The sequence below is a fragment of the Naasia lichenicola genome (assembly GCF_004801885.1).
GTDB lineage: Bacteria > Actinomycetota > Actinomycetes > Actinomycetales > Microbacteriaceae > Naasia > Naasia lichenicola.
The window spans coordinates 39,347-55,296 of the sequence record NZ_SSSM01000001.1; the positions used below are offsets into that span (position 1 = coordinate 39,347).

The 15,950-nt window shown below is 65.1% G+C and carries 18 protein-coding genes; 10 read left to right on the forward strand and 8 right to left on the reverse strand.

What is annotated here, in order from left to right; translation table 11 throughout:
* Positions 1–26: 26 nt before the first annotated feature.
* The 6 genes from E6C64_RS00200 (at position 27) to E6C64_RS00225 (ending at position 5,029) form a co-directional block, all read left to right on the forward strand.
* The gene (locus E6C64_RS00200; RefSeq protein WP_136425622.1) at positions 27–830 is read left to right on the forward strand and encodes a COG4705 family protein; all 804 of its coding nucleotides are present in this window, start codon (positions 27–29) and stop codon (positions 828–830) included.
* Positions 827–1,462, forward strand: a complete 636-nt coding sequence (locus E6C64_RS00205; protein ID WP_136425623.1) for a DedA family protein — start codon at positions 827–829, stop codon at positions 1,460–1,462. The genes E6C64_RS00200 and E6C64_RS00205 overlap by 4 nt, the downstream gene beginning before the upstream one ends.
* Positions 1,463–1,606: 144 nt before the next feature.
* A complete protein-coding gene (locus tag E6C64_RS00210; RefSeq protein WP_136425624.1) occupies positions 1,607–2,455 on the forward strand; it encodes a COG4705 family protein in 849 nt (282 codons plus the stop codon).
* A gap of 45 nt (positions 2,456–2,500) precedes the next feature.
* The gene (locus E6C64_RS00215) at positions 2,501–3,181 is read left to right on the forward strand and encodes a response regulator transcription factor (protein WP_136425625.1); all 681 of its coding nucleotides are present in this window, start codon (positions 2,501–2,503) and stop codon (positions 3,179–3,181) included.
* Positions 3,178–4,587, forward strand: a complete 1,410-nt coding sequence (locus E6C64_RS00220) for a sensor histidine kinase (protein ID WP_136425626.1) — start codon at positions 3,178–3,180, stop codon at positions 4,585–4,587. Before E6C64_RS00215 ends, E6C64_RS00220 begins: the two co-directional genes overlap by 4 nt.
* Before the next feature lie 58 nt (positions 4,588–4,645).
* Positions 4,646–5,029 carry a VOC family protein gene (locus E6C64_RS00225; RefSeq protein WP_233255378.1) on the forward strand — a complete coding sequence of 128 codons (384 nt, stop codon included), beginning with the start codon at positions 4,646–4,648 and terminating at the stop codon, positions 5,027–5,029.
* On the opposite strand, the gene E6C64_RS00230 is transcribed toward E6C64_RS00225, so the two are convergent.
* From E6C64_RS00230 to E6C64_RS00245, 4 genes are all read right to left on the reverse strand, one after another.
* On the reverse strand, positions 5,019–5,336 hold the full coding sequence (locus E6C64_RS00230) for a HigA family addiction module antitoxin (protein ID WP_233255379.1): 318 nt from the start codon (positions 5,334–5,336) through the stop codon (positions 5,019–5,021). The genes E6C64_RS00225 and E6C64_RS00230 overlap by 11 nt on opposite strands.
* 25 nt (positions 5,337–5,361) lie before the next feature.
* On the reverse strand, positions 5,362–5,652 hold the full coding sequence (locus tag E6C64_RS00235) for a type II toxin-antitoxin system RelE/ParE family toxin (protein ID WP_269846362.1): 291 nt from the start codon (positions 5,650–5,652) through the stop codon (positions 5,362–5,364).
* Between the two features lie 116 nt (positions 5,653–5,768).
* The gene (locus E6C64_RS00240) at positions 5,769–6,341 is read right to left on the reverse strand and encodes a uracil-DNA glycosylase family protein (protein ID WP_136425628.1); all 573 of its coding nucleotides are present in this window, start codon (positions 6,339–6,341) and stop codon (positions 5,769–5,771) included.
* Positions 6,338–7,504 (reverse strand): TDT family transporter, encoded by a 1,167-nt coding sequence (locus E6C64_RS00245; RefSeq protein ID WP_438941825.1) that lies wholly within the window; start codon positions 7,502–7,504, stop codon positions 6,338–6,340. Before E6C64_RS00245 ends, E6C64_RS00240 begins: the two co-directional genes overlap by 4 nt.
* Positions 7,505–7,567: 63 nt before the next feature.
* Here E6C64_RS00245 and E6C64_RS00250 point away from each other — a divergent pair, with 63 nt between their 5' ends.
* Positions 7,568–8,500, forward strand: a complete 933-nt coding sequence (locus tag E6C64_RS00250; RefSeq protein ID WP_233255380.1) for a LysR family transcriptional regulator — start codon at positions 7,568–7,570, stop codon at positions 8,498–8,500.
* 202 nt (positions 8,501–8,702) lie between these two features.
* On the opposite strand, the gene E6C64_RS00255 is transcribed toward E6C64_RS00250, so the two are convergent.
* The 4 genes from E6C64_RS00255 to E6C64_RS00270 form a co-directional block, all read right to left on the reverse strand.
* A complete protein-coding gene (locus tag E6C64_RS00255; RefSeq protein ID WP_136426340.1) occupies positions 8,703–9,668 on the reverse strand; it encodes a Dyp-type peroxidase in 966 nt (321 codons plus the stop codon).
* A 140-nt stretch (positions 9,669–9,808) separates the two neighbouring features.
* The gene (locus E6C64_RS00260; protein ID WP_136425630.1) at positions 9,809–10,648 is read right to left on the reverse strand and encodes an alpha/beta hydrolase; all 840 of its coding nucleotides are present in this window, start codon (positions 10,646–10,648) and stop codon (positions 9,809–9,811) included.
* A gap of 191 nt (positions 10,649–10,839) precedes the next feature.
* Positions 10,840–12,192, reverse strand: coding sequence for a pyridoxal phosphate-dependent decarboxylase family protein (locus tag E6C64_RS00265; protein WP_136425631.1), 1,353 nt, complete (start codon positions 12,190–12,192; stop codon positions 10,840–10,842).
* Positions 12,193–12,196: 4 nt separating this feature from the next.
* Positions 12,197–12,739 (reverse strand): carbonic anhydrase, encoded by a 543-nt coding sequence (locus tag E6C64_RS00270; protein WP_136425632.1) that lies wholly within the window; start codon positions 12,737–12,739, stop codon positions 12,197–12,199.
* Between the two features lie 259 nt (positions 12,740–12,998).
* Between E6C64_RS00270 and E6C64_RS00275 the strand changes: the two genes are divergently transcribed.
* The 3 genes from E6C64_RS00275 to E6C64_RS00285 all read left to right on the forward strand — a co-directional run bounded on the left by E6C64_RS00275 (position 12,999) and on the right by E6C64_RS00285 (position 15,943).
* Complete coding sequence (locus E6C64_RS00275) at positions 12,999–13,943, forward strand: LysR family transcriptional regulator (protein ID WP_158437678.1); 945 nt, start codon at positions 12,999–13,001, stop codon at positions 13,941–13,943.
* 37 nt (positions 13,944–13,980) lie between these two features.
* The gene (locus E6C64_RS00280; RefSeq protein WP_136425634.1) at positions 13,981–14,328 is read left to right on the forward strand and encodes a UBP-type zinc finger domain-containing protein; all 348 of its coding nucleotides are present in this window, start codon (positions 13,981–13,983) and stop codon (positions 14,326–14,328) included.
* A gap of 289 nt (positions 14,329–14,617) precedes the next feature.
* A complete protein-coding gene (locus tag E6C64_RS00285) occupies positions 14,618–15,943 on the forward strand; it encodes a helix-turn-helix transcriptional regulator (RefSeq protein ID WP_136425635.1) in 1,326 nt (441 codons plus the stop codon).
* Positions 15,944–15,950 lie beyond the last annotated feature (7 nt).

Consider the following 15,950-nt stretch of genomic DNA (forward strand, 5'->3'; position numbering starts at 1 on the left):
AGCGCTGGCAGGACAGAGTGGAGACGATGTCTGAACCCACAGCGCCCTCGGGGCAGCGGCCGTCGGCTCTGCTGACATCCAAGGTGCCGCAGATCACCGTCCTGTTCTGGGTGATCAAGATCCTCACCACCGGCATGGGCGAGTCCGCGTCCGACTACCTGGTCGTGACCTTCGAACCCGTGCTCGTCGTCGTGGTGACCGCGGTGCTGTTCGCGATCGCGCTGGCCGTCCAGCTGCGTGCGCCGCGCTACGTGCCGTGGAAGTACTGGCTGGTCGTCGCCATGGTCGGCATCTTCGGCACGATGGTCGCCGACGTCGCACACGTCGTCCTCGGAGTGCCGTACCTCGTGTCCAGTGCGGTCTTCGCGCTCCTGCTCGCCGCAATCCTCATCGCATGGCTGCGCATCGAGGGCAGCATCTCGATCCACACCATCACCTCGCGACGACGCGAGCTGTTCTACTGGGCAACCGTCGTCGCGACCTTCGCCCTCGGCACCGCACTGGGCGACATGACCGCGCACGCCCTGAACCTCGGCTATCTGGGGTCGGCCGCGCTCTTCGCCGTGATCATCGCCCTACCCGGCCTCGCCTACAGGTTCCGACTGCTCGGCCCGATCGCCGCGTTCTGGGCCTCCTACATCGTGACCAGACCCCTTGGCGCGTCGGTCGCCGACTGGCTCGGAGTCTCCCATTCCCGCGGAGGTCTCGGAGTCGGCTCCGGCACCGTGGCGATCATCGCCGCCGGCGTCACAGCAGCCCTGGTCGCCCTGCAGAGCGACCGCCGAGTCGGATCCCGTTCGACATTCGTCTCTGAGGGAGCAGCCCAGTGATCCGAGGCATCTTCGATCCGCAGAGCATCATCGAATCGAGCGGCCCGTGGGGCCTCCTGGTGGTGTGTGCGATCATCTTCGTCGAGACGGGCCTGCTCATCGGGTTCGTCCTGCCCGGCGACACCCTTCTCTTCTTCACCGGAGTCCTCACGTTCTCTGGAGTGCTGAACGTCCCGCTGCCCGTGGTCATCGGCGCGGTGATCCTGTCGGCGGTGATCGGCGACCAGCTCGGGTACCTCATCGGACACCGAGCCGGCCCCGCCGTCTTCGAACGGAAGCAAGCCGGGCTCATCAGCAAGGCGAGCCTCGACCGGACCAACGCATTCTTCGAGAGATACGGGGCGAGGACGGTGACGATCGCGCGCTTCGTGCCCGTCGTGCGCACCATCGCACCCGTCGCCGCCGGCGCAGCGCGAATGCACTACCGGCGCTTCCTGATCTACAACATCGTCGGGGGAGCGCTCTGGGCGCTGCTGATCATCCTCGCCGGCTACTTCCTCGGTCAGATCCCCGGGGTCGCAGACTTCGTCTCGAAGTACATCGACATCATCCTCATCGGAATCGTCGTGCTCTCGGTCGGATCCCTCCTCGTCAATCTGCTTCGTCAGCGCCGCGCACGCTCCACCACCTGAGGCGTGCACCGCGATCCGTGCACCGCCTCGCACGGGTGAGAGTCCGTACAGGATCGGCTCCTCGGCCGGTTCTCTGAACGCACCCTCAGCCCGCAGGTCCCCGCGGCCCAGGTGCGGGACAGCGCTGATCGGAAACCTGAGCGCATGACTTCACCACGCAATGCCTCCGCCTCGCGCAGCGTCTCCGACCCCGCATCGACCCGGATCAGCGATCTGCTGCTCAGCAAGGTCCCGCAGGTCACTATCGCCTTCTGGATCATCAAGGTCTTCTCCACCACGGTCGGTGAAACGGCCGCCGACTACTTCAACGACACGCTCGGCTTCGGGCTCACCCTGACCACCATCCTCGTCGGCGCTCTCTTCCTCATCGCCCTTGCCGTGCAGTTCGCCACCAGGCGGTACACGCCCGTCGTGTACTGGCTCACCGTGGTCCTGATCAGCGTCGTGGGCACCCTGATCACCGACAACCTCACCGACGTCGTCGGCGTCCCGCTGCTCGCGTCGACGATCGTCTTCAGCGTCCTGCTGGCCGCCACCTTCACTGTCTGGTTCCTCAGGGAGCGGACGCTCTCGATCCACTCCATCGTGAGCCGACCGCGCGAAGCGTTCTACTGGCTCGCGATCCTCTTCACGTTCGCGCTGGGCACCGCGGCCGGTGACTACCTCTCCGAGGCGCTCGGCCTGGGCTACCTCGTCGCGGCCGTCCTGTTCGCTGCGGTCATCGGCGTGATCGCCATCGCGTTCTTCGTCTTCAAGGCCAACGCGGTGGTCTGTTTCTGGGCGGCGTACATCATGACCCGACCCCTCGGAGCCTCAATCGGAGACCTCTCCTCAGCACCAACCGCAGATGGTGGCCTCGGACTCGGATACACCATCACCAGTGTCGTTCTGGGGGCTGTGATCATCGCCCTCGTCGTCTACCTGTCGGTGCGGTTGGCAGCACAGCGTCGTCAGGTCCAAGGGTCGACGGCCACGGCGACCGTGACGGCCTGAGGCGCCGACCTAGGATGCGAGGAGTCCGCTCGGAAGGGAGCCGCCATGCGCATCCTCGTCGTCGATGACGAACCGGAGATGGCCGCCCTCGTCTCACGCGGACTCACTGCCGAAGGGCACGACGTCGTCTCCGCACTCGATGGGGTCACTGCCCTCGGCGAGGTGCTGTCGTCCCCGTTCGAGCTCGCCGTCGTCGACGTCATGCTCCCGGGGATGTCGGGCTTCGAACTCTGCCGGCGGATCAAGGAGGAGGACGAGACCACCGCCGTCATCCTGCTGACCGCTCGGGATGCTGTCGACGATCGAGTTCGCGGGCTCGACGCGGGCGCGGATGACTACATGATCAAGCCGTTCGCCTTCGCAGAGCTCGCAGCCCGTGTCCGCGCGGTCCGTCGCCGAGACGCGCTCAGCGCACCCTCCCGCATGGAGATCGGCACCGTCATCATCGATCTCCGCCGTCACCGTGTTCGATCCGGGGAGAAGGACGTTCCCCTCAGCCGGACTGAGTTCGACGTTATGCGCGTGCTCGCCGAGAACGTGGGGGAGACGGTCAGCCGCGTGCAGCTGCTCGGCGAGGTGTGGGAAACAACCGACAACATCGATCCGAACATCGTCGACCAGTACGTCAGCTACCTGCGCCGCAAGCTCGACGCCTCGGGCGCGGACGTGCGGATCGTGACGGCGCGGGGTGTGGGGTTCTCGCTCGTCACCCCTGAGCCATCATGACGGGAGCGCCGACCTCCGGCCGGGCGCCACTGCTCGCTGGAATCGGACTCCGCGCGCGCATCGCCGGCGGCAGCCTTATCATCGCGATCCTGCTGTCGGTGATCGCCGGCATCATCATCGACGCCCAGATCGCGCGCATCGTGCGCGACGGTACCGTTCAGGTGCTCATGAGCGACGCCGCTCCATTCGTCGTCGCGCTGCAGAACGAACCGGGTGACAGCTTCGATGCGGCCGGACCCGGCCAGCTGGTCGCAGTCATCGATCCTGCCGGCGTGGCGCAGGTCGACACCCTTCCCGAAGAGCTGAGCGAGGCAGTGCGCCGGCACGATGTCACGGATGGGACGAGCACGATGCTCGCGGCCGGCGACGAATATGTGGTGTACAAGACAGAGGTGGAGATCGCAGGCCGAACCTGGACGGTGATTGCCGCGCGCGCCGCCAGCGAGGAGGACACGGTCGCGGATCAGCTGCGCAACCTCCTGTTCGTCCTGCTTGCGGTGATCGACCTCGCGGTCGGCGGCACGGCCTGGCTGCTCTCGTCCGCAGCACTTGCGCCCGTCGGACGCCTTCGCGAGAGCGCCCAGACGCTGAGCACCGCGCCAGGATCGGATCTGCTTCCCGTGGGCGGTGCGAACGACGAGATCGCGCAGCTCGCCCGCACCCTCAACGAGCTCATCGAACGGCTTCGCGCTTCGGCGGATCGAGAGCGCCAGCTCGTCTCCGACGCGAGCCACGAACTGCGTACCCCGCTTGCGATCCTGCGAACCCAGCTCGAGCTCGCTCGCGCGGAGGCGTCATCGATCGAGCAGCTCGTCACCGACATCGAAGGCGCAGAGCGAAGTGCTGCCCGGCTCGCGTCTCTCGTGAGCTCGCTCCTCGTGCTGTCGACGATCGAGTCCTCCGCCCCTCCTGCAGCCTTGGCGACCGCGCGCTCGCTCGAACGCGAAGTCTCCGAGGCCGTCGAACGCGCCAGGTTCCGCACACCAGGCTCGGGGATCGTCGTTGACTACCCATTCGGCTCCGCGTTCGACGGGTCCATCCTTTACGCCGTTCGCGACGAGGATTTCGGACGTCTGGTCGACAACCTCCTGACCAACTCCATCACTGCTGTCGGCCAGTCCGGCACCATCACCGTGCGATGCTCATCCGCATCGAAGGGACTCGAGCTGTCCGTTGCTGACACCGGCGGAGGCCTTGATCCGGCATTCGAACCGCTCGCACTCGAACGCTTCACCCGCGCGGACGATGCTCGCGTCCGCCGCGAAGGAGCGGGCCTCGGATTGGCCATCGCCGCCGCCATCGTCGCGCAAGCCAATGGGACCATCACCCTCGACAACCAACCGGGCGACGGGCTCACGGTCGTCGTGTCCCTGCCGCCATCAGCGGCGAGCACCCCTGCGCAGTGAGCTGCCACGTTCCGCAGCACGAAACCACCTGCCACAATCAGCACCCACCGCAAGAGAGATGGACCGCCCCGCCATGGACATGCGCCTCGAACTCATCCCGCTGCCTTCGGCGGACATCGCACGCAGCAAGGCCTTCTACGCGGAGAGAGTCGGGTTCAACCTCGACCACGATGTGGAACCGGGCAATGGAATGCGCATCGTCCAGCTGACGCCTCCTGGATCTGCGTGCTCGATCGTCATCGGGACCGGCATGCTCGGCAGCAGTGCGTCGCCCGTGAAGGGCCTCCATCTCGTGGTCGATGATCTCGCCCTGGTCCGCAGCACGTTGCTGGACCGTGGCGTGGAAGTGTCGGATATCAGTGACATGGGCGGCGGTGTCCGCTACGCCTACTTCTCCGACCCAGACGGCAATTCCTGGGCGCTTCAGGAGATCACTCGCTGAGACGCCCGTCAATCTTGGCAACGAGCGGCTTTATCCGCTCGAGCTCGGCCTGGAGCAGTTCGCGCTGGACTTCGAGGTCGTAGTGCGACTGCAGATTCATCCAGAAGCGTTCGGAGGTACCAAGCGCCTTCGAGAGACGTAGCGCGGTATCCGGGCTGACGTTTCGCGTGCCGCGGATGATCTCCCCGATGCGAGTCGCCGGCACATCGATCGTCTTCGCGAGGCGGTACTTGGTGATGCCAAGGGGACCAAGGAACTCCTCGGCGAGAATCTCGCCGGGGTGGATCGGTACGTGTGCGGTGTCCATGGCCTTCTTTCTGCGGTTGCCTCGACTAGTGATAGTCGACGAGTTCGACATTCTCGGCTCCTGCTTCTGTCCAGATGAAGCAGATGCGCCACTGGTCATTCACGCGGATGCTGTGCTGACCGGAGCGGTCGCCTTTGAGCTGCTCAAGTCGATTGCCGGGCGGAATCCGGAGATCCTGCAGGTTCTCAGCGGCGTCGAGAAGAAGCAGCTTCCGGTTGGCGCCGCATTGGAGTTCAGGGCCCAGGGCTGCGACCCGTTGACGCAACCAGATCCGCTCGGTGTCGCGGTCTGCGAATGAGCGGATCACGACGGTCATAGTGCCGCGCACCGTTGTTACTGTCCAGCGTTACTAGTGTGATTTTCCTCTCGTAAGGCTTGGACGAGAGGCCGATTCCAGCCAACGGTCACTAATAGCGGAATCGTTCGTTTTTGTCACGTCTGTCGCGCTAGCGCCGCGAGCCGGAGTGCTTGCACGGAACGGAAGTGTTGTTCCGAGCGGTGGCGGCCGTTAGCGGGAGACGGATGTGGTGCTGCGATGACCGGAAGGAGTCGGGGGTGCTCGTCCAGGGTGAGGTGTCGCATCACGCCGTCGAGGGCGACGGTCCCGTACGTGACGATCGCAGTGAGCGTGGGGAGGGCCGCGAGCAGTGTGGCGAGGGCATGCCGCCCCTCGTCGATGTCCGCGAGTCGCACGCGGTCGGGCAGCTCCCATGGGATGAGGTTCCAGCGGACGTACTCGCCGCGTGCGAGTCCGGACTCGATACGGGCTGCTCGGAACGCGGCCGCGGTCGGGCCCGGGTTGTCCTCGCTGCAGATCGCTGCGTGCGCTGCGGCGATGGTCTGGGGGCCGGGCGACTGCATCAGGACCAGGACGCGGCTGGATCTGCCGCCGGATCGTGGGTCGAAGCTCGGGACGAACCGTCGGCTGCCGTTGGCCGCGGTCCGCCACGTCTCCGCGAGACCGTTCAGCGATCGAACGTCAGCGAGTTCCTCGGGGGTGCTCATGCCGGCTGTGGCGGTGCCAGCAGGGTGCCACGGACGACGGATCCGTGGAAGGTGCGAAGGGCAACGGTGATCCATGCGGCGACGAGGCCGGCGTAGTAGATGACGGCGAGGACGGCGACGACGGTGAGGCCTGAGTGCAGGGCGAGCCCGTTGAGTCCGGTGACGCAGGTGCCGACGGGGAATGTGAACGACCACCAGGTCAGGCTGAACGGCAGGTGCTCGCGGGCGGTCCGGACGGTGACGGCGAGGGCGATGACGGTCCACAGCAGCGCGAAGCCGAGCATCGCGAACCCGTACACCAGCGCCACGACGAGGAGCGCGTGAGCGGTGGACGCGTCGACGACGGTGGGTGCGTTCGATGCGAGGAGGTTCACCGCCGTGATCGACTGTCCGACGGGTCCGAGGACGATCCACAGGGTCGGCACCATGCCGGCGGCACCGACCTTGTGCTGGGCCAGTCGATTCCAGATCAACGTGATCACGACCAGCGACGTGACGAGACTGAGGCCGAAGAAGCCGTAGCAGGACCACAGCAGCGTCTCCCGCGCCTGACCGGCGGGGGCGTACGGCAGCAGGAGTGCGCCGGTCGAAGCGGACACCATCGGCGGAACGATCGGCATCAGCCAACCGCCGAACGCGGAGTCCGGCTTGTTCTCGTGGCGGGTGAACGCCAGGTACGGCACCAGGACTGCCGTGAGCAGTCCTCCGACGGTGCCGATGGTCCAGAGCACCCAGTCGATGGTCACGGCGGCGGGCAGGCCGATCCAATCCTTGCCGAGAAGGATCGTGCCGGCCCCGACCGTGAGGAACGCCATCGGCGGGGCGCCGTAGAAGTGCGAGATCACCGGGTTGAGGTGGTGCCTGGCTGCGGTGCTCCGGTAGCGGACCCAGTGCAGCACCGTCGCGACAGTGAGGGCGACGAGCAGGACCGCGGCAATCGCCCACACCACCGTCGCTGCGAACCGGAGTCCCGGGAGCTGCAGTGGGAGTGACGCAGCTGCGACAGCGACAATCCCAGTGCCCATAATCGACGCGAACCAGTTCGGTGTGAGATTCGACACGATCAGACCCGGCCGCTCCAGGTCACGGAACAACGCCGCCTGCGGTCGCCGGTGCATCTGACTACCGGTCGCGGGTGCCTGGGCGGTGCGGGGTGTGGTCATGGGTCAAGCCTGCACGCGTCCCGGTCTCGGCAGTACCCCGAACCTCGTGGTAGGGCACAATCAATGATTGTGGCACTACGGCGACTCACGGACCGCGCTCTCGACCTCGACACCCTCGAGGTCCTGGAACGCGTCGCCGAGACCGGCTCCTTCTCCGCTGCCGCTGGCGCGCTCGGGATCACACAGCAGGCGGTGTCTGCTCGTATCCGGGTCGCCGAGCGCTCGGTCGGTCACCCGCTGGTGCACCGGTCGGCCACCGGGTCGGTGCTGACCGAGACCGGACGGCTCGTCCTCGGGCTCGCCGGGCCGGTCCTCGACGCGTCTCGCCGCCTCGAGGCGGGGGTGGGCGCGCTCCGAGCTCCGGCGGGGCTGCTCGTCGTCGCGGCGTCGCAGACCATCGCGGAGCTGCTGCTGCCGGGCTGGCTGCTCGAGTTCCGACGCCGTGAACCCGACGTGACCGTGCGACTGCTCGCCGGGAACTCTGCTGCGGTGACGAGCCTCGTGCGCTCCGGCAGCGCCGACCTCGGGTTCACGGAGACGCCGGCCCTGGCGGCAGGTGTGTCCGCGCAGGTGATCGCGGACGATGAGCTCGCGGTCGTCGTCGCGCCGGACCATCCCTGGGCTCGGTCGACCGGGATCACTGCGGAGGTCCTTGCGGCGACGGCTCTGCTCCTGCGGGAAGAAGGCTCCGGGACTCGCGCGACCCTCGCCGCATGGCTCAGGGAGGCCGGTTTGAACACGTCGGTTCCGGCCGCGGTGCTGGAGACCACGAGCATCATCCGGGCGAACGCGCGGGCTGGAATCGCACCGGCGGTAATGAGCCTCCGCACGGTCGCCGCCGACATCAACGACGGGTCGCTGGTGCGGGTCCCGCTCTCTGGGCCGCCACTTGCCCGGCCGTTGCGGGCGATCTGGTCGGGAGAGCCCCAGCCAGCTGGTTCTGCTTTCCTGCGCGTCGCCCACGAGGCGACCGGTCGGAGTCAGCGCAGCCCGTAGGGCAGCTCCGGATTGTTCTCCGGCGATCTCGGTGAGCCGGTTGTACTTCGCGACGCGTTCTCTCGATTTCCGTGCCGGAGGAGGTCATCGACGCGGTCCACCACGGACGCCTGGTGACGCCAGGACCCCAGGGCTCTTGGGCTAAGGCCCCATGGCGAGCTCTAGCCCGCTTTGCTAGGTGAATTGGTCGAGTCAAGGAGCGCTAGTCGCCAAAAGACTCCAGCACATCGTTGGACGGCGCGAAGAACGCCGCACCGCTGGTGGCGCTGGAGAAGTCGAGGATGCGGTCGTATTGACCGGGCGGCTCACCGACGAACATTCGGGTCAGCATGTGTTCGATGACCCACAGGTCTTTCGAGTAGCCAATGAAGAAGGTGCCGTACTCACCGTAAGCGGGCCGGCCGAACGGCATGTTGTCGCGCAGGATGTCGTGCTCGACGCCCTGATCGTCGACGATCGTGGCCAACGATCTATGCGATTTGCGCGCAGCGGGGGCTTCGTCGAGTTCGACATTGTCGGCCTTCGTTCGCCCGATCACCTTCTCCTGGTGCTCGGTTCCGAGCGCGTTCCAGTTCCGCAGGTTGTGCACGTACTTCTGCACCACGACGTAGCTGCCGCCCACATGATCGGGGTCCTCGTCACCGACGAGCGCCCAGCGCGCCATGCCGCGGCCGGTGGGGTTCTCGGTGCCGTCGACGAAGCCAAGCAGGTCGCGGTCGTCGAAGTAGCGGAAACCGACTGTCTCGTCGATGCGCACGACCGCATCGCCGAGCTTGGCGAGGAGCAGCCGCTCAAATTCGAAGCAGAGGTCTGCGCGTTCGGCACGGATATGGAAGAACAGGTCGCCGGGAGTCGAGCGTGCGGTGTGCACATCGCCCTTCACCTCGACGAACGGATGCAGCTGCGCCGGCTTGGACAGTCCTGTGATCGCGTCCCAAGCGTCGGCGCCGATGGCGGCCACGCAGGATAGATGGCCGGAAAGGTCGCGGAACCCGACTGCCCGGACGAGACCACCGAGCTCGCCGAGTGCCGCTCGCGCATCGGTGGCGGCGCCTGGTCGATCGGAGAGTACGAGAGTAAGGAAGACCGCGGAGCTCGACAGCGGTCCGTCCACGGTCTGGGGCACGATGGGCATTCGTGCCCCGGTCGGATCTTCGCCTTGCGACATGCGCCTACTCCTCGCGATCTTCTCGCTCGTAGCTTGGCTCAGATCTGGTGACCTGCCCACCCAGCTTCCGACTGACACGAGTTGGTCAACAAGGCATCGAACCTACCCAGCGAGCGGTTGGCGAGTCGCAGAAGCCGCTGTCAGATCTTCTCGGCGCGGGTTGTGGCGCCTCCGGTCACGGTCCCGAGCGACTGCCGGCCAAGCCAACCGAGGACATAGTCTGCGACCTCGGTCCACCCATGGTCCATGGTCAGACTGTGCCCTCGATTGTCGAAGCGGTGGTAGTCCGTCTTCGCTGAGCCGGTGTACAGCTCGTATGACTGCCGGGTGACCACCTCGGGCACCGTGTGGTCGAACTGTCCGCCGGTGATCAAGAGCGGGCCGCGATCCTGCTTGGCCGTGTTGATCTTCGTCCCCGAGTTCGCGTCCTTCTTCTGCGAGGCAGTCTCGAAGACGGGAAGAGCCGTCGACGGCACAGACCACTTGTCGAAGAGCGAGTCGGCTTCCTGACGGGCGATCTTGTTGCCGAACGCGAAGCGGAACTGGCGGCGGGTCAGCGCGATGCCTTTCGTGCGGTTGGACTTCTTGCTGATAATCGGGAACACCGCACGGATCTGCGCAATGGGTAGAGCCTTCACGCCCTTGATTCCGCTGGGATCGATGGCGACAGCGGCAGAGACGACGCCGGCCTCCAGCAGCTTCTGAGCGATCAAGCCGCCGAAGGAGTGTCCGACCACAATTGGCGGTACAGAGAACTCTCTTGCGATGCGCGCGAAATGATCGGTTGCCTGCTGGACGCTGACGTTGGCGACGGCCTCCGGGTGTGCGCGAGTGGCCCCCACTGTCTCGGCGTCGCCGGGCCAGCCCGGCGCGACCGGGAGGTAGCCGGCCACTTCGAATCTCGCCATCCAGTCGGCCCAGGCGGATCCGTGGACCCAAAGGCCGTGAATGAAGATGACAGGGGTGGCGGCTGTGGTCATGGTTGTTCCAATTCGTGTTGAGGATGTCCGAGCTCTGTGGCGTGGCCCCAGGCTAGGGAGGCCGAGAACTGAGCGTCCAATAGCGGAAACGCATGGCTGATCTCACAAATCCGATACCGGCTCGACGGTGAAATCGACCGATCAGAGAGCCCTTGACCCGCTACTTCTGAGCGACGCTCGCCGCCAGAGCGCTAAGAGTCCGACTGGCGCAGTAGCGCCAGCATGACGATCAGTTGGTCCACGTCATCACGGGTCGTTCTCCATGAAGAAACGGAGATACGGAGGGCGACCTTCCCACGCCACAGTGTCTGGCCGAACCAGAACTTCCCGCTGTCCTGCACCGCATGAAGGATCCGCAGGGTGCCCTCGTCATCGTCAGACGCGAAGAGCACCTGATTGAGCACCACACGATTCAGCACCGAATAGCCCGCATCCCGGAGGCCATCTGCGACGACGGCAGCGAGGTCGACGGTGCGTTCGATCAATTCGGCCACTCCGTCGCGTCCGAGTGATCGGAGAGCAGCCCAGATGGCCACGCCGCGCGCGCGTCGGGAGAAGTCGAGCGAGAGATTCTTCTGTGCGTCAGGAGAGGACGGGGCGTACGGGGAGTCGGACTGCATGGCAGCTACGAGGTCTTCTGACCGACGAGTTATGACCATTGCCGAGTCGTAGGGAGTGTTTAGCCACTTGTGCCCATCGACCGTCCAGCTGTCGGCCGCATCGACGCCGTCAGTCTCGGCTCGGTGCTTGGAGGCGCGAGCCCACAGGCCGAACGCTCCATCCACGTGCACCCAGGCGCCGACTGCCTGGGCCGCGGCTATCACGTCCCGGAACGGATCTGATTCCCCGGTGTTGACCTCGCCTGACTGCAGCACCACGATCGTGTGGTCGTCTATCGCCGGCAGCTTTGATGCGTCGAGTCGGCCGAACTCGTCGCTGGGAACCGTGGCCACGTTCTCGAGGCCGAACCCCAGAACCCGCACCGCCTTTGTGACGCTGATATGGGCGACGTCGCTCGTCACGATGCGGATGTCCGGCGCTCCGCTGGTGCCACGCCGATCCAGGTCCCATCCAAGGCGCCCAAGCAAAGTTCGACGGGCGGCGATCAGCGCAATCAGGGTTCCGGTGGATGCGCTCGTCGTGAACCCCACGGCGCTCTCGGACGGCAGATCGAGAATCTCGAGCATCCATCGAGCCGCGACCTTTTCGATTGCCGCCGCGCTCGGCCCGGTCACATACGCCGCTGCTCCGTTGTCCCAGGCAAGCAATAGGCGCTCTGCGGCGGCCGCAACCGGAAGGCTCGCGCCGACTACGAAGCCGAAGTACCGACCGCCATTGGTAGCGACGGTTCCGGGGGAGCCGAGGTCGTCCAGCAGCTTGATCGTGGCCTGATCGCCGAGACCGTGACGAGGGAGGGACTCGTCAAAGCCTTCGAGCGCCTGTCGAGATTCAGGAGTCGGATACACCGGCCGCAGACCTACGCCGTCAAGGAATGCCTGTGCACGGGAGTCTCCGTCGGCTATGACCTCTCGCTCGCCAGTCATCGGCTCAAAGTGAGGGCATCGGTGCGGTAGGAACCACCATGCGAAGTATCCCCGTTGTCACGTCGTAGACATGACCGGAAACGGTCATCCGCCGCGACAGGCCCGTATCGGCGAGGATCGCAGCGACGTCCTTCTCGACTGTCTCCTCCGGATGCACCACGGCTTCGGCGATCCAATCCTCTTCATCGCCACCTGCACGCTGCATGAGCTCATGCCTGAATGCGTCGTCGGCGAGGAAGTGGGTGCCGCATTGGTTGTGATGGACGACCATCACCTCGAAAATCGGCTCTCCTGGTTTGAGCTGCCGCTCCGAAAGGAAGCTGATCAGCGCGAGATCCGCCAACATGGCGCTGGTCACGCGCCCTCCGGCATTGCGCAGCGTGGCTGCGGCTCCAAGGCCGAGACCCATGAATCCAGCGGGATCCGTTCGCGGGTCCAAACAGGTGATCACGCAGATGTTCTGCCATGGGTAGATGGCCGCGCCCTCGTATCCGCGTCGGGCTGCGAACTCGTCATTGTTCTCTCTCACCACATCCGTTTGGCTCACGGATCCACCTCAATCTGGTTGCTTTCGACGGCTGGGCTCACCTGGGACGCTACGGGGCCATCACGCTCGCCTCCATGCCGAATGCGCATGCGCCTGATCGGACTTTGAAACGGCCAGGTCACCGGCCGTCCAGTCGAAAGGCCAGTCGAATGACTGGGTCGAGGCCGAAGGCGGAACGCGACCATCAGCTAGGGCGGCCTTCAGCTGCCGCGCCGGGCGAAAGCTCGAGCTTTTCCTGCACGTTGAAGGTGAGGACAGATTGGACCTTCGTGAACTAGAGGCAGTGATCGCGGTGAGCGAGCTCGGCTCGTTCTCAGCTGCCGCGACGGCGCTCTACATCTCGCAACCGGCACTGACCCGGCGCGTGGCGCTGCTCGAAGCAGAGCTCGACCTCAAGCTCTTCATCCGCACACCACGTGGAGTCTTCTTAACCGATGCGGGAAGGATCGTCATCGAGCCCGCGCGCAGGGCAATCTCGGAGACCGAGAGGATCAAGAGGGAACTGGATTTGATCCACGCTGGCAGCCGGGGGAGCCTCCTCATCACCGGTGCGCCCAACCTCAACCTCGCTCACATCGGCGGCCTGATAGGCCGCTTCCAGCAGGTCCATCCGGAAGTCGACATCAGAGTGGGCCATTCGCGGTCCACTGCTGCAGCCCTCGAAGCGGTCGAATCGGGCACGCGCGACCTTGCCATCGTCGACTCCCAGCCAACCTCAGATCGCTTCGCGCTCACCGAGCTCTGGGAGGACGACTACTTCGCCGTCATGGCTCATGGCGCGAAGACAGCCGCAAGATCACACGTAATTCCGACCGTAACGGCAGACATGATCCGAGGTCGTCCGCTGGTGCACATGCCCCGGAGCTCGCACCCGATCGAGCAGGGGCAGGCTCTGTTCGACATGGTCGGGGTGGAGCCCGACTCTCGCATCGAGACCGAGCACTGCGAATTGCTCGTACCGATCGCGATCGGTGGGCATGGTGTTGCGATCGTCCCTCGGCTTCAGGCGATGCGGGCTTTCGAAGAGGGAGCATTCGTCGCAAGTCCGCCAGAGCGAATGACTGCGACGATCAGTCTTGCCCGACGCTTCGATGAAGCATCGCCCTCGGTCATGAGATTCCTACGACTCGTCAGAACTGCGAAAGCCTCCGCTCGAACATTCGTGCCGAAGCTCCTCGAGTCGGCCGAATCCCTAGCCAGCTGAAAATCCAACACCCTGGGCAAAGAACTGAGAAGGGCACATGCCAGAGATCGAACTGTTCGACACAATCATCGCGCCTTCGGGTACGGGATGCGTCGAATGCCTTCCAACAGGCGGATGGTGGTTGCACCTTCGTCGCTGTGCCGCCTGCGGACACGTCGGGTGCTGCGATTCGTCGCCGTCTCAACATGCTTCATCGCACGCGCATGAGAGCGGCCATGCCGTCGCTCAGTCATTCGAGCCAAGCGAGGACTGGTTCTGGAATTACGAACTGGGGGATTTCACATACGGGCCCGCGTTGCATCCGCCCCTGAGTCGCCCACTGGCTCAATCGTCTCCAGGGCCACAGGGTCGGGTGCCAGCAAACTGGGTGCTGCTCCTGCACTGACGCGCATCGCACGTTCATGTGTGGACCCATCGAATTCGTGCCCTCGCCCGAGCATCGACGATCAGAGATTTAGCACGTACATGCGACGACGCCGAAGGACGCCTCGCCCTAGCGTGATGGCGTGGATGAAGACGCAGCGTCTCGGGGAACGGCGGCGACAGTCTCGCTGGCGGCCGAATTAAGGCCAACCGCCCCGCCCGTGCAGGTACAGGCCTCGTCCGCGCCCGGCCGGCCACGGCCGGTCTACGAATCGGGAGAGGTCCAGACTAGGCGCCTCGATCAGAGCCGGATGGAGAAGGTGGCGCTCGACGATCCCCGTGTATTCAACGAGGTGCTCGGCATGGTGATCGTGTGCGGCCAGCTCTCCTACGACTCTTCGTGGTGGCAGCAGGCCGAGGACCTCGTGAGCGACAACACCTGGTTGGTGGACCCAGTCAACGCATTTGCGCTCGCGCTCCACGAACGGGGCGAATCCGATGATCCAATGGTCCGAGAGGAACTGAGACGCGGAGTAGAGCAGTCGGCTCGCTCGGGTCCTGAGTGGAAACTCTCTGTCCTGACAACTACCGCGATGCGCCTCAACTGGAGCGCCGATGAGACTCGATTCATCAATCAGCTGCTGACCGCGACGATGCCTCAACCGGAGGAGACGTCGACTATTGAAGTGAACACGTCCGAAAAGCCCTCGGGGCTATGGGCGGTGCTGAGCGCTCAAGCGGTCGGAGCCCTCACCGGTCTCGCCCGACCGAACCCCGGATATCTGGAGGCGAGACTTCATGGGATAATCGCCATTTCATGTGCCTACATGGGCGACGGTGAGCAGGCGCTAGAGCATGCCCGGATTGTCGAGAAGTGGGCGTTACCTCGGGCTGTTCAGCCGTTGCTGGAAGACGTATGGCACACCCGCAGCACCGTGGCTTTGGAGAGAAGCGATTTCGAAGGCGCCTACGCCCTTCTTTGCGACCTGCCGGTCGAGCCTTCTCGATGGTCCGCCTCGCTCTGGGGCCCGGCGGAGCTCCTCGATCTTGCGGATGCGTGCGAGGGCGTCGGCCGCCCGCGCGATGCGGACGCTCGAATCAATCTGGCCCTCGCAAGTGGTGTGGCCGACCTATCTCCTCGACACGCGATGCACCTCAGCGCAGCTCGCGCGGTGATCGAGCCCGACATTGACGACGCCGAGACACTATTCGTCGATTCTCTGAACCTGAGTGATCAGGTCGCCGCTCCGTTCGACACGTCGCGGATTCGCGTGCTCTACGCACGCTTCCTCTTTCGGCACCGACGTGACCCTCTCAGGGCTCGAGCACAGGTTCGCCGCGCGATACCGGACTTCGACGCGCTCGGTGCGAAGGGATGGACAGCTCGCGGCAACCGCGAGCTCGCCTCATACCAGTATTCGAATCCATCTCAGGTCGGCGGCGCTCTCAGCCCGCAGGAACGGGTCGTGGCATCGCTGGCCGCACAAGGGTTAACGAACCGGCAGATCGCCGAGAGGCTCTTCATTTCCTCTCGGACGGTCAGCTACCACCTCTACAACCTCTTTCCCAAGCTCGGCATCACGTCACGAGCGGCATTGCGGGACGCTCTGAACTCCACGGAAGAGGGAGGCCTGTGACGAGCGC

Coding starts and splice junctions, on each gene's coding strand:
- E6C64_RS00200 (WP_136425622.1), top strand. CDS start 27: ATGTCTGAACCCACAGCGCCCTCGGGGCAGCGGCCGTCGGCTCTGCTG.
- E6C64_RS00210 (WP_136425624.1), top strand. CDS start 1,607: ATGACTTCACCACGCAATGCCTCCGCCTCGCGCAGCGTCTCCGACCCC.
- E6C64_RS00215 (WP_136425625.1), top strand. CDS start 2,501: ATGCGCATCCTCGTCGTCGATGACGAACCGGAGATGGCCGCCCTCGTC.
- E6C64_RS00220 (WP_136425626.1), top strand. CDS start 3,178: ATGACGGGAGCGCCGACCTCCGGCCGGGCGCCACTGCTCGCTGGAATC.
- E6C64_RS00225 (WP_233255378.1), top strand. CDS start 4,646: ATGGACCGCCCCGCCATGGACATGCGCCTCGAACTCATCCCGCTGCCT.
- E6C64_RS00230 (WP_233255379.1), bottom strand. CDS start 5,336: ATGGACACCGCACACGTACCGATCCACCCCGGCGAGATTCTCGCCGAG.
- E6C64_RS00235 (WP_269846362.1), bottom strand. CDS start 5,652: ATGACCGTCGTGATCCGCTCATTCGCAGACCGCGACACCGAGCGGATC.
- E6C64_RS00240 (WP_136425628.1), bottom strand. CDS start 6,341: ATGAGCACCCCCGAGGAACTCGCTGACGTTCGATCGCTGAACGGTCTC.
- E6C64_RS00245 (WP_438941825.1), bottom strand. CDS start 7,504: ATGACCACACCCCGCACCGCCCAGGCACCCGCGACCGGTAGTCAGATG.
- E6C64_RS00250 (WP_233255380.1), top strand. CDS start 7,568: ATGATTGTGGCACTACGGCGACTCACGGACCGCGCTCTCGACCTCGAC.
- E6C64_RS00255 (WP_136426340.1), bottom strand. CDS start 9,668: ATGTCGCAAGGCGAAGATCCGACCGGGGCACGAATGCCCATCGTGCCC.
- E6C64_RS00260 (WP_136425630.1), bottom strand. CDS start 10,648: ATGACCACAGCCGCCACCCCTGTCATCTTCATTCACGGCCTTTGGGTC.
- E6C64_RS00265 (WP_136425631.1), bottom strand. CDS start 12,192: ATGACTGGCGAGCGAGAGGTCATAGCCGACGGAGACTCCCGTGCACAG.
- E6C64_RS00280 (WP_136425634.1), top strand. CDS start 13,981: ATGCCAGAGATCGAACTGTTCGACACAATCATCGCGCCTTCGGGTACG.
- E6C64_RS00285 (WP_136425635.1), top strand. CDS start 14,618: ATGGAGAAGGTGGCGCTCGACGATCCCCGTGTATTCAACGAGGTGCTC.